We start from the raw sequence: 23,453 nt of genomic DNA on the forward strand, positions 1-23,453 counted from the left end.
CACCGGAGGCACGTACATGGGCTACGAGGAAAGCTGGCGCCGCTCGGTCGATGAGCCTGAGGCCTTCTGGGGCGAGCAGGCCAGGCTCATCGACTGGCGCACACCGCCCCAGCGCATCCTCGACCAGGCGAACCCGCCGTTCCGCCGCTGGTTCGTCGGTGGCACCACCAACCTTTGCCACAACGCGATCGACCGTCACCTCGCCGCACGTGGCGACCAGCTCGCCATCGTCGCGGTCTCCACGGAAACCGCGACCACGCGCGAGATCACCTACCGCGAGCTGCATGCGGAAGTGAATGCCTTCGCCGGCGTGCTCACCGACCTGGGCGTGGGCAAGGGCGAACGCGTGGTGATCTACCTGCCCAACATCGCCGAAGCCGTGTTCGCCATGCTCGCCTGCGCGCGCATCGGTGCCATTCACTCCGTTGTGTTCGGCGGGTTTGCTGCGCACAACCTTGCCCTGCGTATCGATGACGCCGAGCCGAAACTGCTGATCTGCGCGGACGCCGGCATGCGTGCCGGCAAGGTGATTCCGTATAAGCCGTTGGTGGACGCCGCGCTGCGCGAGGCCACGGCGCCCCCGCCACACGTCCTTGTCGTCAACCGCGGCCTCGACCCGGATATGGCCTGGGTGGACGGCCGCGACGTCGACTACGCCACGCGTCGTGCGGGCCGCCTGGGCACCGCGGTTCCCGTCGTGTGGCTCGAATCCAACGAGCCGAGCTACCTGCTGTACACGTCGGGCACGACAGGCAAGCCCAAGGGTGTCCAGCGTGACGTGGGCGGCTACGCCGTCGCGCTGGCACTATCGATGACCAGCATCTTCGACCTGCAACCCGGCCAGACCATCCTGTGCACCTCCGATGTCGGCTGGGCGGTCGGCCACTCGTACAACGTCTACGGCCCCTTGATCGGTGGCTGCACGGCCATCCTCTACGAAGGCACGCCGATCCTTCCCGATCCCGGCATCTGGTGGAAGCTGTGCGAACAGTACGGCGTACGCACGATGTTCTCCTCGCCCACGGGCATCCGCATGCTGAAGAAGCAGGATGCGTCGTGGCTGGGTAAGTACGACCTGTCGGCGCTGCGATGGATTTTCCTGGCGGGTGAGCCGCTGGACCAGCCGACCTACGAGTGGCTGACCGGTGGCACCGGCAAGGCCGTGATCGATAACTATTGGCAGACCGAGACCGGCTGGCCCGCGCTTTCGCTGATGCCGGGCCTGGACATGAAGCGGGTGAAGCCGGGCTCGCCCGGATTTCCCACCTTTGGCTATCGCATGCGCGTGATCGATGATGCGACCGGCGACGACAAGCCTGCAGGCGAGAAGGGTGTGCTGGTGATCGAGCCACCCCTGCCGCCCGGTTGCCTCACCACCATCTGGCGCGACGACGAACGTTACAAGCGCAGCTATTTCGGTCACTTCAAGGAGCTGCTGTACAGCTCGCTCGACTGGGCGGTGCGCGATGCCGATGGCTACACGTTCATCCTCGGCCGTACCGATGATGTGATCAACGTGGCCGGTCATCGTCTTGGCACGCGCGAGATCGAGGAATCCGTGGCGACGCTGGGCGCCGTGGCTGAAGTTGCGGTGGTGGGTGTGGCGGATGAACTGAAGGGCCAGTTGCCCGCCGTCTTCGCCACATTGAAGCAGGGCGTGACCGATCACCCGGAGGATGTCGCGAAGGCGATGGAACGAAGGGTGGTCGAGCTGCTCGGTGCGCTGGCGCGGCCCGGGTGCGTATACGTCGTGGGGGCATTGCCGAAGACGCGCTCGGGGAAGCTGCTGAGGCGCTCGTTGCAGGCGCTGATGCAGGGAACGGATCCGGGGGACCTCTCTACCCTGGATGATCCCAACGCGCTGGAGGAGATTCGGCGGGCCATTGCGCGCGGGCCGGATTGCGGGCGCCGGCTGGGCTAGGCCTATCGCGCGCAAGCGCGCTCCTGCAGGGCAACGCCGCCTGGAGCATGGCGGGGCTCAGGGGCCGCCACCGCAGCGCAACAATCCTTTACCGGGCGCCCGCGCTAAAATGGCGGTCTTTACGCGGAGACTTTCCATGCCCTTGCCCCCCTCGGCCGGCGCCCGCTTCCGGGCCGCCCTGGCGGCTGAAAAGCCCCTGCAGGTCATCGGTGCCATCAACGCCAACCATGCCCTGCTGGCCAAGCGCGCCGGATTCCGCGCCATCTACCTCTCGGGCGGCGGCGTGGCCGCAGGTTCCCTCGGGCTCCCCGACCTGGGCATCAATACCCTCGATGACGTGCTGACCGATGTCCGCCGCATCACCGATGTGTGCGACCTGCCGCTCATGGTCGATATCGATACCGGCTTCGGCCCCAGTGCGTTCAACATCGCCCGTACGGTCAAGAGCCTGATCAAGTTCGGCGCGGCGGCGTGCCATATCGAAGACCAGATCGGCGCCAAGCGCTGCGGTCATCGCCCGGGCAAGGAGATCGTTACGGCGGGCGAGATGGTCGATCGGGTCAAGGCCGCAGCCGATGCGAAGACCGATCCCGATTTCTTCCTCATCGCCCGCACCGATGCGATCGCCGTGGATGGCGTCGACGCCGCCATCGAGCGTGCCATCGCCTGCGCCGAAGCGGGCGCCGATGCGATCTTCGCCGAGGCCGCTTATGACCTGCCGACCTACAAGCGTTTCACAGACGCGCTGAACGTGCCGGTGCTCGCCAACATCACGGAATTCGGCCAGACCCCGCTGTTCAGCACCGAGGAGCTCGGCAGCGTCGGCGTGGGCATCGTGCTGTATCCGCTTTCCGCGTTCCGCGCCATGAACAAGGCCGCCGAGAACGTGTACACCGCCATCCGCCGCGACGGCCACCAGCGCAACGTCATCGATACGATGCAGACGCGCGAGGAACTGTACGACCGCATCGGCTACCACGAATACGAGCGTCGTCTCGACGCATTGTTCTCGCAGAAGGGTTAAGGAGAGTCACGCATGAGCGACACCGCAACCACTACCACCGGCCCGAAGCCGAAGAAGTCCGTCGCGCTCTCCGGCGTCGCGGCGGGCAATACCGCGCTGTGCACGGTCGGCCGCAGTGGCAACGATCTGCATTACCGTGGTTACGATATCCACGACCTGGCCGCGAAGGGCTCGTTCGAGGAAGTGGCCTACCTGCTCGTCCACGGCGTGCTGCCGAACTGGATGGAGCTGAATGCCTACCGCGCGAAGCTCAAGCGCCTGCGTGGCCTGCCGGCCCCCGTGAAGAGCGCGCTGGAACTGCTGCCCGCCGCCACCCACCCGATGGACGTGATGCGCACGGGCGCATCGGTGCTCGGTACGGTGCTGCCGGAGAAGGACGACCACAACCTCACCGGTGCGCGCGACATCGCTGATCGCCTGATGGCCAGCTTCGGTTCCATGCTCCTGTACTGGTACCACTTCAGCCATAACGGCAAGCGCATCGAAACGGAGACGGACGACGAATCGATCGCCGCGCATTTCCTGCACCTGCTGCACGGCAAGAAGCCGAGCGACCTGCATTCGCATTCGCTGGATCGCTCGCTGGTGCTGTACGCCGAGCACGAGTTCAACGCCAGCACGTTCACGGCGCGCGTCATTGCCGGCACGGGCTCGGATATCTACTCGTGCATCACCGGCGCCATTGGCGCGCTGCGTGGTCCGAAGCATGGTGGTGCGAACGAAGTAGCGATGGAAATTATCGCGCGCTATCGCGATGCTGCCGAGGCGGAAGCCGATATCCGTGCGCGCGTGGAGCGCAAGGAGATCATCATTGGCTTTGGTCATCCGGTTTACACGGTGTCCGATCCGCGCAACGAGATCATCAAGGAAATCGCGCGCAAGCTGTGCACGGACGGCGGCAATCCGCGCCTGTTCGAGGTGTCGGAGAAGATCGAGAAGCTGATGTGGGAACAGAAGAAGATGTTCCCGAACCTGGATTGGTATTCGGCATCGGCGTATCACATGATGGGCGTGCCGACGGCGATGTTCACGCCACTGTTCGTGATGGCGCGCACATCCGGCTGGAGCGCGCACGTGATCGAGCAGCGCCAGGATGGCAAGATCATCCGCCCGAGCGCGAATTACACGGGTCCGGAAGACCAGACGTACGTACCGATCGAGAAGCGCTGATCGGTAATGATGAAGACGGCCCCTCGCGGGGCCGTTTTTTTATGGCTCGCCTTCGGCCTTGCGCTAGTGAAGCGGTTCATTCGCTTTCGCGAATGCATGTAACTAGCGGCTTACGCCGCCTCACCCGTGTGAGCGTGAGGCCGAGAGCCGTCGGTGCCCACCCTCGCTGCTCAGACAAGTCTCCAGCGTTCGACAAGGATGCCGCTACGCGGCCATGTACTTAATTGGCCTACGGCCGCGAACCGGCCGCCGTGAGGGGCTTTTCGACGAGACGTCCTGTCTCGTCAAAAAGGAACGGCCATCCATGGCCGTCCCCCTGCGGGCTATTCCCTCCCGTCGGCCTCGCCTCCGAAACTCGCCTCGAGGGTGGGCCCCGACGGCTCTCTTCACCCATGAGGTGGCGTGATGGGCGAGCTCGTAACTCGTGACGCCATGCCGTTGTAGGAGGCCACCCTGTGGCCGACAGCTTTCGCGGTACCGCCGCAGGGCTTGCGTGCTCGGCGAAAAGATGTCGCCCACAGGGTGGGCTCCTACAAGATGTGCCGCGAATTAATGAATGGACACGCAGGGATCGTGTACGAGCGTGCTTGCACGCGAACAACCCACGCAGCGATGACGCCGTAACCCATCACCGCGCGACGAGCAGCAGACACCACCACGACGCCGCGTTTGCCGATGCGCGCCGCACGACCGCTCCTGTCAGCAGACGAAGCAGCTGTCCGCCCACGCATGCCCGAACGCACCGATCTCCCCGCAGACAACGCCGCGGCTCTCCCAACCCCCAACCTCATGGGTCAAAAGAGTCGTCGGTGCCCACCCTCGAGGCGAGTTCCGCACAAGAGAGCGGCCGTGGGCCAGCCTTACATAGTGCTGGCCGATGGCTCGCTAACGGGGCGGCGGTTGTAGGAGCGCACCTTGTGCGCGAATCAAAGGCACGGCGGCGCAGCCGCAGCATCCGACGCGAGGGTGGGCACCGACGGCTCTCGGCCTCGAGCCCTCAAGAGCGAGGCGGCGGATGCCGCTAAGAACACGCATTCGCCAGTAGCGAATGATCCGATTCACTGAAGCGAAGCCAAAGGCGAGCCTGTCGTCAGAGGGCAGCGGCCAATCGCGTTGCCTGGTCGATCGCGCGCTTCGCATCCAGCTCGGCCGCTACATCTGCGCCGCCGATCAAGTGCACATTTACGCCACGCGCCACCAGACCATCATGCAACGCACGGTTCGGCTCCTGGCCCGCACACACGATCACGTTATCCACCGGCAACACGTGCTTCTCGCCAGCCATCGTCACATGCAGGCCTTGATCATCGATGCGCTCGTACGACACGCCGCCGAACATCTGTACCTTCTTGTTCTTCAGCGTCGCGCGATGCACCCAGCCTGACGTCTTGTTCAGGCGCCCGCCAGGGCGGCCTTCCGTACGCTGTAGCAGCCACACCTGGCGCTCGGGTTTCTCCGGCGTCGCCGGCATCAAACCGCCTGGCGTCGCCATGGACATATCCACGCCCCATTCCTTCGACCAGCGCGCCACGTCAGTGGTAGGGGAGGGTGCTGCTTCGGTCAGGAACTCCGCCACGTCAAAGCCGATACCACCCGCGCCGATGATCGCGACCTTCGCACCCACCGGCTTGTTACCGTGCAGGACATCCAGGTACGACAAGACCGTTGGATGCGACGCACCCTCGATACCCAGTGCGCGCGGCGTGACACCCGTAGCGAGTAGCACCGTGTCGAAGCCGCCAGCCGCCAGCGAATCCACCGTCACCTCGGTGGCCAGCCGCTGCTCCACGCCCGTCGCATCGAGCCGGTGGCCGAAGTAGCGCAGCGTTTCATGGAATTCTTCCTTGCCGGGGATCCGCTTCGCCATGTTGAACTGCCCGCCGATCTCCGTGGCGCGATCAAACAACGTGACCGCGTGGCCGCGTTCGGCCAGCGTGGTGGCGGCGGCGAGCCCGGCGGGGCCCGCACCGACGACGGCCACGCGTTTCTTCGCTGAAGTGGGAAGAATCTTCAGTTCGGTCTCGTTGCACGCACGCGGGTTCACCAGGCACGAGGCTTTGCGGTTCGCGAACACATGATCAAGGCAGGCCTGGTTGCAGGCGATGCAGGTGTTGATGGTGACCGCCTGGTTCGCGGCCGCCTTGTTGACCCACTGCGGATCGGCCAGCAGCGGACGCGCCATGGAGACCATATCGGCATCGCCCTGGGCCAGGATGCGTTCGGCCACGTCCGGCATGTTGATGCGGTTGGTGGTCACCAGCGGAATGCCCACGTTGCCCTTCATGCGCTGGGTCACCCAGGTGAAGGCGCCGCGCGGCACGCTGGTGACGATGGTTGGCACACGGGCCTCGTGCCAGCCGATGCCCGTGTTGATGATGGTGGCACCCGCTGTTTCGATCTTCTGGCCGAGGGTGACAATGTCGTCCCATGGTTGGGCGTTATCCACCAGATCGAGCATGGACAGGCGGTAGATGATGATGAAGTCCTTGCCCACCGCCTCGCGCATGCGCCGCACGATCTCGATGGGGAAGCGCATGCGGTTTTCCGCGCTGCCGCCCCACCGGTCGGTGCGCTGGTTGGTGCGCGTGGTGAGGAACTGATTGATCAGGTAGCCCTCCGAACCCATCACCTCGACGCCGTCGTAGCCGGCATCACGGGCAAGCTTCGCACTGCGTACGAACGCGTTGATGGTGCGCTCCACGCCGCCGGCGCTCAGGGCGCGCGGGGTGAACGGGGTAATCGGCGATTTGATCGCCGAGGGCGCCACGGAGAGCGGGTGGTAGCCATAGCGGCCTGCATGCAGGATCTGCATGCAGATCTTGCCGCCTTCGGCGTGCACGGCCTGGGTCACCTTGCGGTGGCGGGCCACCTGCCAGGGCATGGCCAGGGTGCCTGACATGGGTTTCAGCCAGCCGCGCAGGTTGGGTGCGATACCCCCGGTGACGATCAGGCCGACCCCACCGGCCGCCCGCTCGGCGAAGTAGGCGGCCAGCTTGTCGAAATCGGCCGCCTTGTCCTCCAGCCCGGTATGCATCGAACCCATGAGCACGCGGTTGCGCAGGGTGGTGAAACCGAGGTCGAGCGGGGCGAGGAGGTGCGGGTAGGACACGGGCGGCGGCTCCGGTTCAAACGATCGTTCGAATGATCCGCGTTGACGGGCCGCAGGGCAAGGGCTGGCGCAGCAAAGGCTGCCGCGGCAGGCACCAGCGAAGTGCGCCCCACCGGCGTTACGGGCTGTATCAGGCCCTTTACAAGGGCATCGATCCATTCAGTTTGCGAAAACCGCGCAAACCGCGCTGCGACGCGATCTCGCCCTATGAAAGACCGAAGGCACGCAACTTGCTCCCTCCTGTGACCCGGCGCGTTGGCAGGACGACTGGGTTTCCGGAAAGAAACAGGGGTTCACGTCGCTCGCTCACAGGAGATTCTCCCATGCGTAAGACCCTCATCGCTTCGGCGATCTGCCTAGCTATCGGATTTGCGTTGCCGGCCATGGCCGACGATACCCAGACCGGAGGCGCAGGCTCTTCGGCACAGCGTCATTCGGTTGCCAAGACCTGGACCGATAGCGCTAACGACAACTCAACCAACACCAGTACCAATACGACGACCAACACGACCGCCAATTCGTTCAACACGACCAATGCCGTGTCGTACGTAACCCTCAGTGGTGAAGTGTCGGGAAACAGCACGTACAACTTCGGCAACATCGCCGCCAATACCGGTAATGCCAACGGTGCACGCGGTGGATCGGGCGGCGACGCCTGGGGCGCCAGTGGTCGCGGCGGCAGCGGCGGCGACGGCGGCAACAGTGGTCGTGCGAGCGCGCATGGCGCGGTCGGCGGCGATGCCGACACCTCCAGTGGTGATGCATCCGGCAAGAGCCTTGCCTGGGGCGGCGACACCAGTGGCGATGGCGGCAACGCGGGACGTGGCAATGCGAACTCGCGTGCCAACGGTCGCGGCGCGGATACGTCCACGGGTGGCTCAACGGCCAGCACCGGCGGCGCATCCGCCAGCACGGGCGGCTCCAACGCCTCTGGTGATTCGTCCCCGACCTCCACGGGCGGATCCTCCACGGGTGGTGCAGGCGGCACGGCGACGGCCATGTCCGGTGACGGCGGCGCCGCGGGCGCTGGCGGCAGTGGCACGGGCGGAAGCAACGCCGGTGGTGCAGGCGGTGCGGGTGGTGCAGGCGGCTCCAACATGGTCAGCACCGGTGCCTTCGATGCTCACCAGTCGATGGACGGCGCAGGCGCAACGCTTGCCGGTATCGGCAACTTCGCACAGAACTCCGGTGCGAACGCGCTTATCCAGCAGGGCGTGAACGTGCAGGCCAACCTCAGCGTGGGTAGCTCGCCGTAACTGGCAGAAAAAGGTAGCGACGGAGCCACGGGGTGCCGCTAGGCACCCCGTGGTACCCGAAGGGGATCCCCAGCCTGCAGGAGAATACCCATGCCGTTGTTTCGACCCCACAAAGCGAACGTGGCACTTGCCCTGTTCGTCGCTGCGTTCGGCACCGGAGCGGTGTACGCGACGCCCCCCGGCGACCAGCCGCCGCCATCGTTCGGAGCGGCCACTCCCGTCGAAGCCCTGAAGGACATGACGGGCGGTACCGATACCCATGTCAACAACATTACCGACCAGGAGACCACGGGCACCGTAGGCAACAACACCAACTTCAGCATCGGCAATGGCGATCCGAGCATTGGCGGCAGCGCGTTCAGTAACGCCGCCGGTATTAATACCGCCGTCCAGAACACCGGAAACAACGTGCTGATCCAGAACAGCACGATCGTCAACGTGAAGATGAACTGATGAAGGCAGCCTGCGCCCTTGCCGTCTTCCTCGCCCTGGCGAGCCCGTTCGCGATGGCCAGCAAGGCGGAGGTGCAGACCAGCCCGGGTACGTCGTACCCGATGAAGCTGACGAGCCTGAAAGAGGCCCGCTTTCGCAACACGATCCGGCAGAAGTACGATTTCAGCTGCGGATCGGCCGCTGTTGCGACGTTGCTTACGTACCAGTATGCCTACCCGGTCGATGAGCAGTCGGCCTTCGATGTCATGTACTCGAACGGCGACCGGCGCAAGATCAACCGCGAAGGCTTCTCGCTACTCGACATCAAGCGCTTCCTGGCATCACGCGGCTTCGAAGCCGACGGGTTCCAGGTCCCGCTAGAGAAGCTGGATGAAGAGGGCATTCCCGCCATCGTTCTCATCGATGAGCGTGGGTACCACCACTTCGTGGTCGTGAAGGGCTACAAGAACGACCGTGTACTGATCGGCGATCCCGCACGCGGCACGCGGTCCATGTCCAGGCGGCGCTTCGACGACATGTGGAAGAACCACATTGTCTTCGTCATTCACAACGAACGCGACCGCGCCATCTTCAACAGTCCGCGCGACTGGGCAGTCGCGCCCGCGGCACCGATGGCCGAAGGCATAGAGCGCAATGGCCTTGGACCCATCGTGATGCCCAAGCGCGGACCGGGGGATATATGAGCACCCGAAAACTTCTGATTGCAGCCGCCATCCTGTGCGGCGCCTCCGGATCCCTCCACGCAGCAGACTTTCCGGTGAACTATGCCGTGTCCGATGCGCGGCTGGACACCATCAGGGGCGGCTTCGATTACGGCGATAACCTGCGCGCGTCATTCGCGCTGGAGCGCACCGTGCTGGTGAACGGTGTCGAGGCCATCCGCACGTCGATCAACATTCCCAATGTTGCGCAGATGAGCGTCGACCAGGCGAATGCCCTTGCCGATGCGTTGCGCACGACCGTGGTGTCGATCAACCCGGTGACCACGGCCAGCGATAGCGCGGCCAACAGCGCGGCGGCGTCCCAGGCGGCGATCACCGTGCCGGTTTCTGCCAGCGCCTCGAATACATCCCAGGCCGCCTCGTCGAGCCAGGTGGTCGGGCTCCCGTCGACGGTCGCGACCGCCGTGCTGCCAGGTAATTCGGCCGCCCCGGGGCTGGTGATACAGAACAGTTTGGACAACCAGGCCATTACGGCCACCACCACGATCGATGCATCCGTCAACACCGCGCACATGTTGCAGAACATTCGTGTCGATGAAGCCATAAAGGATGCGGTGATCCAGTTCCGGGGGAACTAAAGCATGTATCGCAATGGCAGGGTGATGCAGGCAAAGACATGTGTGGGCGCGCTTTCGTTAGCGGTGCTGCCCATGTGGATCGGCGCGTGCCTGGCGCAGGAATCCGCGACGGTCGATCCGGCCCTGCGCGAGAAGATCGAGTCGCAGGGCCGCAAGATCGATGCGATGCGCAGCCGCATGGCCGAGCAGCTCGCCGAGCTGGAGCAGATGAAGCGCGAACTCGCTTCACAGGAACTTCAGTACAACGAGCTGCGCAAGGCGGTCGGCATGACCGCGCTGGAGGAGGCGAGGGCAGCGGGCTCGCCAGGCGCAGGCTCGCAGGCGGCAGCGCCGCCGCAGGACCAGGTGCCGGCGGGTACGCCAGCACCCGGCGCGCCCGCCGCGCCGGTTTCCCAGCCCGTGGCCGCCACGCAACCCGTGGGCAAGCGGCCCGAACAGGATGAGCGTCCGCCCGAGGTGGCGCCGATCTTCGACCAGCCCGGCGTGCTCACGCCGCGCAACAAGCTGATCATCGAGCCGTCGTACCAGTACGGCTATTCGTCGAGCGATCGCGTCGCCCTCGTCGGGTACACGGTGATCCCGGCCATCCTGATCGGCCTGGTCGACGTGCGCCAGGTGAAGCAGACCACGCAGACCGGTGCGCTGGCATTCCGCTACGGCTTGACCAACCGCATGGAACTGGAAGTGCGCGTGCCCTATGTGGATTCGCACACCGATACGATCAGCCGCGAGATCTTCACCGGCACGGCGCAAGACCGGCTGTTCACCACCAGTGGCAAGGGCATCGGCGACGTGGAAGCCACGTTGCGCTACCAGCTGAACGATGGCGGTGCCGACAAGCCGTATTACATTGGATGGTTCCGTGCCAAATCGCGCACCGGTGAAGACCCGTTCGAGGTGACCAGCGATTGCGTGACGCGCTGCGTGGCGAACTACACCGGTACCGGCTTGCCGTTGAAGAACCCGACAGGCACGGGCTTCTACTCTGCACAGCTCGGCCTGACATGGCTGTACCCATCCGACCCGGTCGTGTTTTTCGGCAACTTCAGCTACCTGCACAACTTTGAACGCAAGGATGTCAGCCGCAACGTCCTTGGCGCGGGCAAGCAGTTCCTGGGCGATATCAAGGCCGGTGACATCGCGGATATCAGCGTCGGCATGGGCCTTTCGCTGAACGAGAAGGCATCGATCAGTATCGGCTACGACCAGGCCTTCGTTGGCCGCACGCAACAGGATGGCCACCCGCTGCCGGGCTCCGCCCGCGCTACGCTGGGCTCGCTGTTGATCGGTGGCTCGTATCGTTTCAATGAAAAGGAAACACTCAACATCACGCTTGGCGTGGGTGTGACGCGCGACACGCCTGACACCACGGTGACGGTGCGTGTGCCGATTACCTTGTAGGCAGAGCATCGCCGACAGGGTCGCTCTCACCAGGGGAGCATGCAGAAGGGCCAGGATCCTCGCATCCTGGCCTTTTTGTCTGGTGGGTCCGGCCCTGTCGCCGATGCTTTTTTCACGACATGTTCATTGATGTGATCCTGAACACGTTTCAAACATTCAGGAGTTCCCATGCACGCCCTGCACACACAAGGGATCGTTAAGCTTTCAAACGGGGGTTTTACTTAACGACAGAAATGGCAGGGAGTTTTTCTTACATGCGCATTCGCACATTCCGCTACGGCAAGGCCGCTACGGGCCTCGCACTTGCTTCGCTCGCCTTCGTCGGTGTCGCCGCGCATGCGCAGGACAGCACGAAGAAATCCCAGTCACCCGCGCTCGATAACATCAGTGTGTGGGTGGGTGGTTACTACACCAGCAATGACACCACGCTTGGCGGTCAGACCCGTATCCTGAACAGCAGTGGTGACGTGAACCTCGAAGACGATCTGGATTTCAAGAAACACAAGACGGTGCCGCGCGTGCGCCTGGACTTCCTGATCGGGGAACACCAGGGCTTCGCCTTCGATTGGTACGAGGTGGATCGCTCGCACTCCAAGACGTTCAATGAGTCCGTGAACGTACTCGGCCAGCCGGTTACGGCATCGGCCTTCGCCAAGGGCGACCTGAAGTTCAGTTTCGGCAGCGCCGCCTACAAGTGGTGGTTCGGGACCGGTGACGATGTGTTCGGCGTTGGTCTGGGTGCCGCGTACTACAAGGTCCGGGGCAGCATCGATGCGTCGGTGACCGCGTTGGGCCAGACCGAATCGCAGAGTTCATCCACCGACCTCGATGCGTGGGCGCCCAACCTCCAGCTCGGCTGGCGTCATGCGTTCAATGATCAGTGGCGCATGTACATCAACGCCTCGGGCGTGAAGAAGAACGGTGGCCAGCTCAACGGCCACATCTATGACACGGCCGTTGGCCTGGAATGGTTCCCGTGGCAGAACGTCGGCTTCGGCGCCGAATACGCCTACACCCGCATCAAGCTCCACCAGGACAAGGGGCGTTACGATCTCGACCTGGACATGAAGCTCAACGGACCGGCCGCCTACGTGCGTTTCCGGTTCTGACCAGCCGGTTGGCGGCAGGCCGCATGGCCTGCCGCCCTTGCCGGGGGGAATCCAAGGCCGCCTTCGGGCGGCCTTTTTTCATCGCGCGCAAGCGCGCTCCTACACGGTGGCCGGGCGTTTGCGCTGGGCCAGCCAGCCGAGGGCGACCACGCCGATGACGAGCAGCGCATCGAGGGTCCACGGGGCCCAGGGGCGTGCGTCGAACCACGGGGCCAGCAGCTGGTCGTGGGCGATCATGCGGGCTGCGGTCCACGCGATGGCGGCGGCGCCAATGTAGATCACGATAGGGAAGCGCTCGATCAGGCGCAGGATGAGTGTGGAACCCCAGACCACCAGGGGGACGCTGATCGCCAGGCCCAGCACCACCAGCACCATGTGGCCCTTGGCCGCGCCAGCGATCGCCAGGACGTTATCCAGGCCCATCAGGGCATCAGCCACCACGATGGTCCGTATCGCTGCCCAGAAGCCCTTGGCGGGCGCGATATCGGGGTCGTGGTCGTCGTGCTTCAGCAGCTTCCAGGCGATCGGCACCAGCAGGATGCCGCCCGCCAGCATCAGGCCGGGCAGCTTGAGCAGCCAGATCACCGCGAACGTGAGCAGGATACGGATGGCCACGGCGCCGAAGGTGCCCCAGAACACGGCCTTCTTCTGCAGGTCGCGGGGCAGGTTGCGCGCGGCCAGCGCGATGACGATGGCGTTATCGCCCGCCAGGACCAGGTCCAGCAGGATGATGGCCGCCAGGCCGGAGAAAAATTCGGGGGTGAGGAAATCCATGGGGCTGCCTTAGCGCGTGGTGGGCGGACCAATGCGGCGGCGGCGGGCACGCGCGCCCGCCGTCACCACAAAAGTCTCGTTCCCGGCGTAAAGCGTGAGCCGCCGCGACGCCCGGGGTGCTGTGGCACCCGTATTGACGATACGTCGCGCACGGGGCCGGACTGCCCCGCGGAACTACTCCCTTTTGGGTTGTAGTGGGGGCATTCTCCCGTTTCAGCTGCGGCGCGGCAAGACACCCCCGGGGGGTGACCGGTTAAAATCACCGGCTTTCCCAACCACCCCCTCGCGAGTGAAGCCCATGAGCGCACACGATATCCGTTCCGCCACGCGTCCCGACCCGGACCAGCCGATGGTGGACATCGCCAACTACGTGGCCGATTACCAGATCGACTCGCAGGAGGCCTACGACACCGCGCGCTACATGCTGCTCGATTCGCTGGCCTGCTCGGCGCTGGCCATGAAGTTCCCGGATTGCGTGAAGCACCTGGGTCCCATCGTGCCGGGTGCCAGCATGGAAGACGGCGTGCGCGTGCCGTTCACCTCGCACGTCCTCGACCCGGTGCAGGCCGCGTTCGCCATCGGCACACAGGTCCGCTACCTCGATTTCAATGACACCTGGCTGGCGGCCGAATGGGGCCACCCCTCCGATAACCTCGGCGCCATCCTCTCGGTGGCCGATTACCTTTCGCGCAAGGCAGTGAAGGAAGGCGGCAAGGCCCTGACCGTGCGCGATGTGCTCGGCTACGCCATCAAGGCCCACGAGATCCAGGGCTGCTACGCCCTCAAGAACAGCTACAACCGCGTCGGCCAGGATCACGTCATCCTGGTGCGCCTGGCCTCCACGGCGGTCACCACGGCCATGCTGGGCGGCAACAAGGAGCAGATCACCACGGCGGTCTCGCACAGCTGGATCGATAATGGCGCCCTGCGCACCTACCGCCACGCGCCGAACACCGGCCCGCGCAAGAGCTGGGCCGCCGGCGACGCCTGCCGCCGTGCCGTTACCCACGCCATCAACGCGGTGTACCGCAACGTGGTCGGCTACCCCTCGGCCCTGTCGGCCAAGACCTGGGGCTATTACGACGTGGCCTTCAAGGGCAACGCGTTCGAGTTCGAGCGCCCGTTCGGCAGCTATGTGATGGAGAACGTGCTGTTCAAGATCAGCTTCCCGGCCGAGTTCCACGCCCAGACCGCCGTCGAGTGCGCCATGAAGCTGCACGCCGAGGTCGGCTCGCGCATCGACCAGGTCGAAAAGGTCGTAATCGAGACCCAGGAAGCCGGCGTCCGCATCATCGACAAGACCGGCCCGCTGGCCAACTACGCCGACCGTGACCACTGCATCCAGTACATGGTCGCCGTGCCCCTGATTTTTGGCCGTCTCATGGCTGATGATTACAACGATAATATTGCCGCCGATCCGCGAATCGATGCCCTTCGCGAGAAAATGACTGTGGTCGAAAATCCGCAGTTCACCAAGGATTATTTCGACCCTGAAAAGCGTTACATCGGCAATTCGGTGCAGGTTTTCTTCAAGGACGGCACGAGCACGCAAAAAATCTCGATCGACTTCCCGATCGGGCACCGTAATCGCCGGGCCGAAGGCATTCCCGTTCTCCTCAAGAAATTCGAGGCCGCCCTCCGTGCCGAGTGGCCGGCGGAGCGGGTTGAGAAGGTTCTTAACGTCACCCAGAACCCCGAAAAACTCGATGCCATGCCCATTCACGAGTTCATGACGCTCTTCACGGCTTGATAATGGCCGTGACTCAAGTATGAACGGCTGGCGGCGGCATGCGCCCAATTGTTGGATTTTTGCTAAACTGCCGCCGCCCGTTGAAGGGGTAACAAAGCGAGGGACAGCAGAAGTCCCCGGATTCGACAAGAGTTTTGACGCGCGATTTCCGTCTGGGGTGGAGCGCGGACGCGAATACCAATAATGAGGAGACACCGATGAAACGTAAGGGCTTGTTTTTGCTGATCGGCTTGGCCCTGGGCGGCGTGGGTGCCGTCCATGCGCAGGAATCCGCTGACGCGGGTAACGGCTATGACGGCCGCTGGTACATCGCCCCGACGGTTGGCGGTTACTACAACGACACCGACCGCAACACCAACAGCCGCCAGGTCTACTACGGCCTCGGCGTCGGCAAGTTCATCTCCAGCAACGCGTCGATCGATATCTTCGCTGATCGCACCAAGCGCGATAACGACGGTACCGGCCACTGGTCGAACAACAGCTACGGCGTTGCCGCTCGCTTCTACGCTGGTGCGTGGGACAGCTGGCGTCCGTACCTGCTCGCTGGCGTGATGGGTTCGTACCACCACAACCCGTCCGACAAGGGCTGGTCGCCGGCGGCTGAACTGGGCGTTGGCGTGTCCAAGACCCTGACCGACAGCTCCGACTTCCGCGTGGAAGCTGGCTACCGCTACGACTTCGACGACAAGACCCAGGATAGCGAGAACGGCTACGGCGACTGGTTCCTCGGCTTCTCGATCGTCTCGCGCTTCGGCGAGCCGCCGGCAGCTCCGGCCCCGGCCGCTGCTCCGCCCCCGGCTGCCCCGGATTGCTCCACCCTCGACAGCGATGGCGACGGTGTGAACGATTGCGACGACAAGTGCCCGGCCACCCCGGCTGGCACGATCGTCGGTCCGGACGGTTGCCCGCAGAAGGTCGTCATCGACCTGCGCGGCGTCAACTTCAAGTTCGACCGTCCGAAGAAGGGCGAGACGAACATCGGCCCGGCCCTGCAGGAGCCGACCAGCGAGTCGCTGGGCGTCCTCGACCAGGCTGTCGACACCCTGCAGCGTTACCCGCAGGTCAAGGTCACGGTTGCCGGTTACACGGATAGCGTCGGTAAGGATGCTTACAACCAGTCGCTCTCCGAGCGTCGCGCCAAGATCGTGTTCGATTACCTGACCTCGCACGGCATCGCTGCCGATCGCCTGGAAGGCCCGATCGGCCACGGCGAGAACAACCCGATCGACACGAACGACACGGCCGAAGGCCGCGCTCGTAACCGTCGCACGGAACTGCAGGTTCAGCAGTAATCCGTTCCTGATCGGTGGCAACACAAAAGAGCCCGGCGAAAGCCGGGCTCTTTTTTTGTCGCCTGTGCGGGACACTCAGGATGGCGGGGCGGCGGCCAGTGTGTGGTAGGCCAGGATCAGCATCTGTACCGATAGCCCCACCGTCAGCGAGCCGATCACCACGCCGAACAGGCGGAAGGGCATCGGGCCGACCGTTCGCACGATCGGGCCCGCGAACAGCATGGCCAGCAGGTGCAGGAAGATGACCAGCAACACGAGCAGCACGATCGCGATCGTGCGCTCCGTCGAGTGGCTGTACGACAGCAGCGTGATCAGGCCGGCCAGCCCGTAGGGCGTCACGATCATGGGTACGGCCAGCTCGAATGCGCTAGGCACCTCTGGCTTGGGCGGCACGCTGCCAGGTGCGACGGGCTGGGGGTGGGCGGGTGCGCTGTACTGCTCAAGCACGGTCCGCAGCGACACAATCAGGAAGATCAAACCCCCGGCGAACAACATGGCCGCGGGCGATATCTGCCAGTTCTTCTGCAGTAGCTGCCCCAGGAACCCGCCGATGAGGACCGCCACGGCCGCGAGGATGGCGGTCTTGATCGCCATGCTGCGCCGGGTGGCGTGATCGAACGGCATCATGCGCAGGTGATACACCAGCGGTGTCTTCAGCGGCGGCCCCATCACGACGAACAGCAGGATAAACGCCTGCATCAGGTTCAGAGCCTGCTGCGCCGGCGGCGCCGTCACGGCGGGAATGGCGTCCTGGAGTAACGCAAGCACGGTAGTCATGGCATAGGCGCCTTGGGCAGGTCGGCCACGCAGCGGAAGCCGATATGGCTGGTCGAGGTATCGACCGGGTGGGGGTAGCGGGCCGCGGGCCGGTAGCGTTGGCAGTAATTGGGCGCGCACAAGTGCGAGCCGCCTTTCAGTACCCGGCGCGGTATGACCAGCTCGCCGGGCCGCGGGTCGTGGCTGTTTTCCATGCACCCGCCGCGCGGGTTGGCCGGGACGCAGCAGGCGCGTGCCACCTCATCCGCGTGGCGGGCGCTATACCAGTCCGACATCCACTCCCAGGTATTGCCGATCATGTCGTGCAGCCCGTAGCCGTTCGCGGGATACGTACCGACGGGCGAGGTGCGCTCGAAGCCATCCTCGGCGGTGTTCTCGTACGGGAAGCGGCCTTGCCAGGTATTGGCCAGCATGCGGCCGCCGGGCGCCAGCTCGCTGCCCCAGGCGTAGTCCTCGCCATCCAGGCCACCCCGCGCGGCATATTCCCACTCGGCCTCGGTGGGCAGGCGCTTGCCCGCCCACGCGGCGTAGGCCTCGGCATCCGCCGCCGCCACGTGCACCACAGGGTGCTCCTCCAGCCCATCGAGGTTGCTGCCGGGCCCGGTGGGGTGGCGCCAGTCGGCACCGAACACGTAACGCCACCAGTGGCCCAGCTGCATGGGCACGGGGCCGTCCGGCTTCACGAAGACCAGGGACGCCGGTTGAAGCATCTCCGGAAGTGCGCCCGGGTAGTCCTCGGCGCGCGGTGCGATCTCGGCGCTCGTGACGTGCCCCGTCGCGGCCACGAAGCGGGCGAACTGCGCATTGGTCACCGGCGTGTGGTCGATCAGAAAGGTATCCACACGCACGCGGTGCACGGGCTTCTCTTCCGGGTAGAAGTTCTCCGAACCCATGCGGTAGGTGCCGCCTTCGATCCGGAGCATGCCTTCGTGGGCTGTCGCGGTGTCACGCGGGCGGGCCGGGAGTACAAGGGACATGGCAGTTCCTCAGGGTGGGTAAGGCGGTGTAGGGCGGGCTTCATCCTTGTCCTTCTTCGCCTCTCCCTCCCAGGGCCAGCGGCCTTCCACTTCCAGGATGAGTGACCAGCTCAGGAAGGTGCGAACGACGACGAGCAGGCCAAGGGCCAGCACGCTGATGAGCGTGCTATCCAGGGCGATGGTGCGGACGATGTCGGCGGCCACCAGGATCTCGAGGCACAGCAGCAGCGCGCGGCCCAGGCGCTGTTTGTACTGGGTGTATTCGGTGGGGTGATCCAGTCCATCGCGAACCAGCGTGGCCAGGTACATCGCCGTGGCGGCGAGGATGGCGACGATGATCAGCACGGTGGCCAGTAGTTCGACGCCCAGCGCGGCCATCTCGATCCACGCATGCGCCTGCTCGGTGAAGTCCATGCCCGTGCCCTCGGTGATCGCCCGCCACCGGTGGCGGCCCATGGCCATGGTGAAATGGGCCGCCGGTAGCTGCGACCGAGGATCTACGGCAACGACACTGGTAGATCTACGGAGCACCGGCAACGCCGTGCACGAATGCGCGGCACGGCATTTCGCCGGCATGGTCCATCGCCGCGTAGTTTTACCTACCGCTACTGGGTGGAAATTCGCTTAACGCCGCCGTTCGCGGAACGCACTCTGCAAGAACTTGCCAACCGCGCGGAATGCCACCATGAAGGCTCGAGTCGCCTGCGCAACGATCGCGCTCCTTGCAGTGGGTGGTACGCATGCCACCGAAGGCGCCATGGGCCGCTCCATCTCGGCCGCGCAAATCACACCGTATGTCGGCATCATCCCGCCGACCCCCGGGCTGAATGTCTCGGTGAGTTACATCAACTATGACGGCGATATCGGGCGTAGCCGGCAAGTGCCCATCGCCGGCGTCGCCGCGCTTGATCTCCACGCCAAGATCGATTTGTACGCCGCCACGTTCGCGTACATATGGGATACCGGGAAAGGGCGCTGGAACTACGCCAGCATGTTTACCGTCCCGTACATTCGCCCTACCGCCAGCGCCTCGCTTGCCGTCGGCGCGGCGCAGCGTACGGTGAACGACCGGGCTTCGGGCCTGTTTGATCTTTACTTCGCCCCTGTTATCGCGAGCTACCACGTGAGCGAAGTGGAGCACTGGTCGTTCGGTGTTTACGTTTACGCACCTACCGCGGATTACGAGAAGGGCCGGCTGGCGAACAAGGGCCTGAATATCTGGACGTACTCACCCGCGGTGGGGTACACGCACCTCTTCAACAAGGCCTCGCTCGAATTCAGCGGCCTGGCGGGCGTGGATTTCTATTCGAAGAACCACGCCACCGATTACAAGAACGGTGCCGTGTTTCGCCTTGACCTGATGCTCATGCAGCGAACCCCATCGGGCTGGGGCTTTGGTGCGGTGGCAGGGTGGATCCAGCAGCTCGAGGATGACAAGGGCCCAACCGCGGACCGCCTCGGCGGTTTCTCAGGCCATTCGATCGGCGTGGGTCCGGCGCTCGCCTTCAAAAAATCCTTCAGCAAGGAGAGCAGCATCGATTTCACCCTTCGCTGGGTGAAGGAATTCGACGTCAAGAACCGGCTCAAGGGCGAGCCGCTGGTCCTGAACGTCGCGTTTGCCTTGTAACGCGCGCGTGTCGGCCGCCATGTCTTCGCTCGATCACGAACGCCTCCCCATCCACGTCGTGGTGGCCGACCACCACCGCATGGTGGCCGAAGGCGTCGCGGCGCTGCTTGAACCGCACGTCCTGAGCGTCAAGGTCGTGCATTCCGCGGAACGCCTGTTCGAGCTGGTGGAAAACGGCGACATCGTGGTCGGCGATATCGACCTGCCCGACATGCCGGGCCTTGAACCGTTGCGACGCCTGCAGGCGCGTGGCGGCATTCGCTTCATCGTGCTTTCGGCGCATGAGGAGCCGCTGATCGTGCAGGATGCAATGCAATCGGGCGCCTGGGGCTATGTACAGAAGCAATCGCCTCGCAACGAATTGCTCGATGCGGTGGGTGAGGTCGCTCGCGGCCTGCGCTACGCCAGCCCTGGGTTGATGGCCGCGCTGCTCAATGCGCCTGCCCCCGCCCACCGGCTCACGCCACGCCAGCGCCAGGTGCTTGAACGCATGGCCCGCGGGATGCGTGCCAGTGAGATCGCTGCGGATCTCGCGATCTCGGTGCGCACGGTCGAGAGCCACCGCCAGTCGTTGCTTGATTTGTTCCATGTGCATAGCGGCGTCGCGCTCGTGCGCGAAGCCATCCGGGTTGGCCTGATCAGCGAGATATCGCCGGGGCCGACGTCGCATACCTGAGTGATCGAAAGGGAGGATTCCATGAAAGCCGTTGCCGCACTCGCTCTTTCGCTGGTGGTCGCCGCCTGCGCGTCGGTAAGCATTACCAATGAGTGGAAGGATCCCGCCTGGTCGGGCCCGCCAGCGACGAACGTGCTTGTCATTGGTGTATCGCGCAGCGATACGACACGGCGCCTGTTCGAGGATACGTTCGTCCGTGACCTGACCGCCGCGGGCGTGCGCGCCTCGGCAAGCTATGCGTCTATCCCTCCCGGCGATAGCGGCTCGGCAAAGCTGGGTGATGTGGTGAAGAGCACCGGCAGCGATGCCGTGCTGGTGACGCGCGTGCAGCGCGTGGAAGACCGGATCAATGTCACGCCGACCGGCCCTGGCTATGGCGGGTTCTACGGTTGGTATGGCGGCGCGTGGGCGAGCACGCCCGAGGTCACGCAGACGACACTCGTTACGCTGGAGACCAGCGTCTGGGATCCGCGCGCGGACAAGTTGATCTGGACCGTGACGACACGTGGTGTGTTGAGCACCGATATACCGCGTACGACACAACAGCTTTCATCCACCTTGATTCCCAAGATGAAGGCGGACGGGATCATTCGCTGACGCGCGGGCGGAGAGGCTCTCATGATCGGTTACCGCTGGGAATTGCGTCATACGGTGGCCTCCGCCGTGCTGCTGGTTGTCCTGGCTACGTCGGGGCGCGCCCACGTCGAGACGGCGGCCGACGTCTTGCCCTCATGGAACGACGGGCCGGCGCGGCATGCCATCGTCGCCTTTGTCACCGCGGCGACCCAACAGGGTGGCGCGGGTTTTATCCCGCCTGAAGCGCGCATCGCGGTGTTCGACATGGATGGGACGCTCATGACCGAACGGCCCGCGCCGGGCGCTGTCCTGCCCGTGGTGGCCGACGTGCGCGCGGCCGTGGCGAAGCATCCGGAGTTGGGCAACGAGCCCGCCGTGGCCGCGCTGCTCAAGGGCGATCTGCATGGCGTTCTGGCCCAGGGTGAAAGCGGCCTGGCGCAGGTGGTCGCGGCGGCCATCGACGGGCGCGATGCCGATCAGGTGGCGGCCGCCATGGCCAGCGAGGAGCGTGCGCTACCCAATGCCCGCTACCACGTGCCCTATACGCGGCTCGCGTACCGGCCCATGGTGGAGCTGCTTCGCTACCTGGAAGCCAATGGCTTCCAGACATGGATCTGCAGCGGATCACCCATCGCGTACACGCGCGGCATGTCGCGCGAGATCTTCGGCATACCGCCCGAGCGGGTCATGGGCAGCGCGCTGCAGACCCGCCTGGAGGAACGCGACGGCAAGGTGGTGCTTGCCTACACCGGGAAGGTCGAACACGTGACGGATCGCGAAGGCAAGCCGCCCGTCATCAACCTCGCACTGGGGCGGCATCCGGTGTTCGTCGCAGGCAACGTCGGTGGCGTGGGCGATGTCGCGATGATGCGCTATGCCATGGACCGTGGAGGGCCGTCGTTCGCGCTGTTGATCAACCATGACGATGCGGGCCGCGAGTTCGCGTACGCGGAAAAGGGCGGGGAATCGCTGGCCGCGGCGGCGCGCTACCACTTCCAGGTGGTGAGCATGAAGAACGACTGGCAAACCGTGTTCGATCCCGCGATCAAGGTGCCGGCGCCACCACCGGAGCCTGCGAACGTGGCAAACGTCGCGCCCTGAGCGGAGTGGATCATGACGTCGACACTGCTTTTCGCCGAGGCCATGCACGTCAGCCTGATGCGACGGGCTCGGCTCATCCGGGCGGAGGATCGCCACGAGGCGGTGCGGCGCTGCGTGTTCCTGGTCGGCCTGGCGTGGTTGCCGCTGGCGCTGCTGGTCATGACCCAGCACGGTGCGGCAGCGTTGTTCTTCCGGGATATCACGGCCCAGGTGAGGTACCTGGTCGCGGTACCGTTGCTGGTGATCGCCGACTACATCGTGCTCCCGCGCGCGGATGCCCTGGGGCGGTATTTCCTCGAGTCATCGCTACTGCCACCTTCCATGCGCGACGCTTACCGCGAGATCGCCGTGGCGACGCGTCGGCGAAGCGCCGGTCTCATCCCCACGTTGGGCATCGCCGCCGTGGTCTACGTCACCATGGTCGCCATGTACCTCGTGCTGCCCGCACCGCAGTGGGCTCCTTGGCAGCGCCAGGCGGGGACAGGCGCATTCTCGCTGGCGGGGTGGTGGCACCTGCTGGTGAGCCTGCCCATCCTGCTGGGGCTGATATTGAGCTGGGCGTGGCGCTGGTTGCTTTGGGTGCGCCTGCTCTGGTGGCTGGCGCGCGTGGGCCTGGTGCTCGTGCCCGCGCACCCTGATGGGGCGGCAGGGCTCGGCTTCCTGGCCGATTCACCGCGCATGTTCATTCCCGTGGTCATCCCGCTGGCGGTGGTCGTGGCCGCCACCCTCGGCCATTCGTTGGTCCTGGAAGGCGTCACCGCGATTGGCCACGAGGCCACGCCGCTGATCACGGCGGGCCTCGCGATCGCCGTATTCGCGAGCCCACCGTTGCTGTTTGCCCGGGTGCTGGTCGCTGCACGCCATGAAGGGCTGCTTGAGTACGGTGAGCTATGCCGGAACATGGGGTTGGTGTTCGAGCAACGCTGGCTCGGCCGGCGCACGCCGGTGGATATGACCACGCTGGAGCGGCCGGATTTTTCGGCGACCACCGATCTGTACGGCATTGCCGCCAACGCCTTCGAGATGAAGCTGTTGCTGGTGGATTACCCCACGCTCGTGGCGCTGGCGCTGGCCAGCGTGTTCCCCTTCGCCCCGCTGTGGCTGGCCGCGGTGCCGTTCCATTCGGTCGTGGATCACATCGTGGGGATGTTGGTGTAGTT

At 64.7% G+C, this 23,453-nt stretch carries 21 protein-coding genes; 16 read left to right on the forward strand and 5 right to left on the reverse strand.

What is annotated here, in order from left to right; all coding sequences use genetic code 11:
• The first annotated feature begins 16 nt into the window (after positions 1-16).
• From prpE to prpC, 3 genes are all read left to right on the forward strand, one after another.
• A complete protein-coding gene (prpE, locus tag L2Y97_RS05340; protein ID WP_247433922.1) occupies positions 17-1,921 on the forward strand; it encodes a propionate--CoA ligase in 1,905 nt (634 codons plus the stop codon).
• Positions 1,922-2,057: 136 nt separating this feature from the next.
• Positions 2,058-2,945, forward strand: coding sequence for a methylisocitrate lyase (gene prpB / locus L2Y97_RS05345; RefSeq protein ID WP_247433925.1), 888 nt, complete (start codon positions 2,058-2,060; stop codon positions 2,943-2,945).
• A gap of 12 nt (positions 2,946-2,957) precedes the next feature.
• A complete protein-coding gene (gene prpC / locus L2Y97_RS05350; RefSeq protein WP_247433928.1) occupies positions 2,958-4,115 on the forward strand; it encodes a bifunctional 2-methylcitrate synthase/citrate synthase in 1,158 nt (385 codons plus the stop codon).
• Between the two features lie 1,090 nt (positions 4,116-5,205).
• On the opposite strand, the gene L2Y97_RS05355 is transcribed toward prpC, so the two are convergent.
• The gene (locus tag L2Y97_RS05355) at positions 5,206-7,224 is read right to left on the reverse strand and encodes an NADPH-dependent 2,4-dienoyl-CoA reductase (RefSeq protein WP_247433930.1); all 2,019 of its coding nucleotides are present in this window, start codon (positions 7,222-7,224) and stop codon (positions 5,206-5,208) included.
• A gap of 323 nt (positions 7,225-7,547) precedes the next feature.
• Between L2Y97_RS05355 and L2Y97_RS05360 the strand changes: the two genes are divergently transcribed.
• The 6 genes from L2Y97_RS05360 to L2Y97_RS05385 all read left to right on the forward strand — a co-directional run bounded on the left by L2Y97_RS05360 (position 7,548) and on the right by L2Y97_RS05385 (position 12,743).
• On the forward strand, positions 7,548-8,480 hold the full coding sequence (locus tag L2Y97_RS05360; protein WP_247433933.1) for a hypothetical protein: 933 nt from the start codon (positions 7,548-7,550) through the stop codon (positions 8,478-8,480).
• Positions 8,481-8,570: 90 nt separating this feature from the next.
• Entirely contained in the window at positions 8,571-8,933 is a 363-nt protein-coding gene (locus tag L2Y97_RS05365; RefSeq protein WP_247433936.1) for a hypothetical protein, read from the forward strand.
• Positions 8,933-9,616: a C39 family peptidase gene (locus L2Y97_RS05370; protein WP_247433938.1), complete on the forward strand. Its 684-nt coding sequence runs from the start codon at positions 8,933-8,935 to the stop codon at positions 9,614-9,616. Before L2Y97_RS05365 ends, L2Y97_RS05370 begins: the two co-directional genes overlap by 1 nt.
• Complete coding sequence (locus L2Y97_RS05375; protein WP_247433941.1) at positions 9,613-10,233, forward strand: hypothetical protein; 621 nt, start codon at positions 9,613-9,615, stop codon at positions 10,231-10,233. The genes L2Y97_RS05370 and L2Y97_RS05375 overlap by 4 nt, the downstream gene beginning before the upstream one ends.
• Positions 10,234-10,236: 3 nt before the next feature.
• Positions 10,237-11,634 carry an acetate kinase gene (locus tag L2Y97_RS05380; RefSeq protein WP_247433943.1) on the forward strand — a complete coding sequence of 466 codons (1,398 nt, stop codon included), beginning with the start codon at positions 10,237-10,239 and terminating at the stop codon, positions 11,632-11,634.
• 254 nt (positions 11,635-11,888) lie between these two features.
• Positions 11,889-12,743, forward strand: coding sequence for an outer membrane protein (locus tag L2Y97_RS05385; protein ID WP_247433946.1), 855 nt, complete (start codon positions 11,889-11,891; stop codon positions 12,741-12,743).
• Between the two features lie 99 nt (positions 12,744-12,842).
• On the opposite strand, the gene L2Y97_RS05390 is transcribed toward L2Y97_RS05385, so the two are convergent.
• Entirely contained in the window at positions 12,843-13,517 is a 675-nt protein-coding gene (locus tag L2Y97_RS05390) for a TerC family protein (protein ID WP_247433949.1), read from the reverse strand.
• A 298-nt stretch (positions 13,518-13,815) separates the two neighbouring features.
• On the opposite strand from L2Y97_RS05390, the gene L2Y97_RS05395 reads away from it, so the two are divergent.
• Positions 13,816-15,267 carry a bifunctional 2-methylcitrate dehydratase/aconitate hydratase gene (locus L2Y97_RS05395; protein ID WP_247433952.1) on the forward strand — a complete coding sequence of 484 codons (1,452 nt, stop codon included), beginning with the start codon at positions 13,816-13,818 and terminating at the stop codon, positions 15,265-15,267.
• A gap of 197 nt (positions 15,268-15,464) precedes the next feature.
• Entirely contained in the window at positions 15,465-16,559 is a 1,095-nt protein-coding gene (locus L2Y97_RS05400) for an OmpA family protein (protein ID WP_247433954.1), read from the forward strand.
• A gap of 75 nt (positions 16,560-16,634) precedes the next feature.
• Here L2Y97_RS05400 and L2Y97_RS05405 read toward each other — a convergent pair whose 3' ends face one another.
• From L2Y97_RS05405 to L2Y97_RS05415, 3 genes are read right to left on the reverse strand one after another with little or no spacing between them, the layout of a single operon-like run.
• Entirely contained in the window at positions 16,635-17,336 is a 702-nt protein-coding gene (locus tag L2Y97_RS05405; RefSeq protein ID WP_247433957.1) for a MarC family protein, read from the reverse strand.
• Positions 17,333-18,313 carry a formylglycine-generating enzyme family protein gene (locus tag L2Y97_RS05410; protein WP_247433960.1) on the reverse strand — a complete coding sequence of 327 codons (981 nt, stop codon included), beginning with the start codon at positions 18,311-18,313 and terminating at the stop codon, positions 17,333-17,335. Before L2Y97_RS05410 ends, L2Y97_RS05405 begins: the two co-directional genes overlap by 4 nt.
• A 9-nt stretch (positions 18,314-18,322) precedes the next feature.
• Entirely contained in the window at positions 18,323-18,775 is a 453-nt protein-coding gene (locus tag L2Y97_RS05415) for a DUF1622 domain-containing protein (RefSeq protein WP_247433964.1), read from the reverse strand.
• A 223-nt stretch (positions 18,776-18,998) separates the two neighbouring features.
• Here L2Y97_RS05415 and L2Y97_RS05420 point away from each other — a divergent pair, with 223 nt between their 5' ends.
• From L2Y97_RS05420 to L2Y97_RS05440, 5 genes are read left to right on the forward strand one after another with little or no spacing between them, the layout of a single operon-like run.
• The gene (locus tag L2Y97_RS05420) at positions 18,999-19,940 is read left to right on the forward strand and encodes a SphA family protein (protein WP_247433967.1); all 942 of its coding nucleotides are present in this window, start codon (positions 18,999-19,001) and stop codon (positions 19,938-19,940) included.
• A 19-nt stretch (positions 19,941-19,959) separates the two neighbouring features.
• Positions 19,960-20,616 carry a response regulator gene (locus L2Y97_RS05425; protein WP_247433970.1) on the forward strand — a complete coding sequence of 219 codons (657 nt, stop codon included), beginning with the start codon at positions 19,960-19,962 and terminating at the stop codon, positions 20,614-20,616.
• A gap of 21 nt (positions 20,617-20,637) precedes the next feature.
• On the forward strand, positions 20,638-21,213 hold the full coding sequence (locus tag L2Y97_RS05430) for a hypothetical protein (RefSeq protein ID WP_247433973.1): 576 nt from the start codon (positions 20,638-20,640) through the stop codon (positions 21,211-21,213).
• Between the two features lie 21 nt (positions 21,214-21,234).
• Positions 21,235-22,293: an HAD family hydrolase gene (locus L2Y97_RS05435; RefSeq protein ID WP_247433976.1), complete on the forward strand. Its 1,059-nt coding sequence runs from the start codon at positions 21,235-21,237 to the stop codon at positions 22,291-22,293.
• Between the two features lie 12 nt (positions 22,294-22,305).
• Positions 22,306-23,451, forward strand: a complete 1,146-nt coding sequence (locus tag L2Y97_RS05440; protein ID WP_247433978.1) for a hypothetical protein — start codon at positions 22,306-22,308, stop codon at positions 23,449-23,451.
• The last annotated feature ends 2 nt before the right edge of the window (positions 23,452-23,453 follow it).

The organism is Luteibacter aegosomatissinici (genome assembly GCF_023078495.1).
Classification (GTDB): domain Bacteria; phylum Pseudomonadota; class Gammaproteobacteria; order Xanthomonadales; family Rhodanobacteraceae; genus Luteibacter; species Luteibacter aegosomatissinici.

Coding starts and splice junctions, on each gene's coding strand:
- L2Y97_RS05390 (WP_247433949.1), bottom strand. CDS start 13,517: ATGGATTTCCTCACCCCCGAATTTTTCTCCGGCCTGGCGGCCATCATC.
- L2Y97_RS05435 (WP_247433976.1), top strand. CDS start 21,235: ATGATCGGTTACCGCTGGGAATTGCGTCATACGGTGGCCTCCGCCGTG.
- L2Y97_RS05380 (WP_247433943.1), top strand. CDS start 10,237: ATGTATCGCAATGGCAGGGTGATGCAGGCAAAGACATGTGTGGGCGCG.
- prpC (WP_247433928.1), top strand. CDS start 2,958: ATGAGCGACACCGCAACCACTACCACCGGCCCGAAGCCGAAGAAGTCC.
- L2Y97_RS05410 (WP_247433960.1), bottom strand. CDS start 18,313: ATGTCCCTTGTACTCCCGGCCCGCCCGCGTGACACCGCGACAGCCCAC.
- prpB (WP_247433925.1), top strand. CDS start 2,058: ATGCCCTTGCCCCCCTCGGCCGGCGCCCGCTTCCGGGCCGCCCTGGCG.
- L2Y97_RS05405 (WP_247433957.1), bottom strand. CDS start 17,336: ATGACTACCGTGCTTGCGTTACTCCAGGACGCCATTCCCGCCGTGACG.
- L2Y97_RS05360 (WP_247433933.1), top strand. CDS start 7,548: ATGCGTAAGACCCTCATCGCTTCGGCGATCTGCCTAGCTATCGGATTT.
- L2Y97_RS05370 (WP_247433938.1), top strand. CDS start 8,933: ATGAAGGCAGCCTGCGCCCTTGCCGTCTTCCTCGCCCTGGCGAGCCCG.
- L2Y97_RS05395 (WP_247433952.1), top strand. CDS start 13,816: ATGAGCGCACACGATATCCGTTCCGCCACGCGTCCCGACCCGGACCAG.
- L2Y97_RS05385 (WP_247433946.1), top strand. CDS start 11,889: ATGCGCATTCGCACATTCCGCTACGGCAAGGCCGCTACGGGCCTCGCA.
- L2Y97_RS05440 (WP_247433978.1), top strand. CDS start 22,306: ATGACGTCGACACTGCTTTTCGCCGAGGCCATGCACGTCAGCCTGATG.
- prpE (WP_247433922.1), top strand. CDS start 17: ATGGGCTACGAGGAAAGCTGGCGCCGCTCGGTCGATGAGCCTGAGGCC.
- L2Y97_RS05365 (WP_247433936.1), top strand. CDS start 8,571: ATGCCGTTGTTTCGACCCCACAAAGCGAACGTGGCACTTGCCCTGTTC.
- L2Y97_RS05375 (WP_247433941.1), top strand. CDS start 9,613: ATGAGCACCCGAAAACTTCTGATTGCAGCCGCCATCCTGTGCGGCGCC.
- L2Y97_RS05430 (WP_247433973.1), top strand. CDS start 20,638: ATGAAAGCCGTTGCCGCACTCGCTCTTTCGCTGGTGGTCGCCGCCTGC.
- L2Y97_RS05400 (WP_247433954.1), top strand. CDS start 15,465: ATGAAACGTAAGGGCTTGTTTTTGCTGATCGGCTTGGCCCTGGGCGGC.
- L2Y97_RS05415 (WP_247433964.1), bottom strand. CDS start 18,775: ATGGCCATGGGCCGCCACCGGTGGCGGGCGATCACCGAGGGCACGGGC.
- L2Y97_RS05420 (WP_247433967.1), top strand. CDS start 18,999: ATGAAGGCTCGAGTCGCCTGCGCAACGATCGCGCTCCTTGCAGTGGGT.
- L2Y97_RS05425 (WP_247433970.1), top strand. CDS start 19,960: ATGTCTTCGCTCGATCACGAACGCCTCCCCATCCACGTCGTGGTGGCC.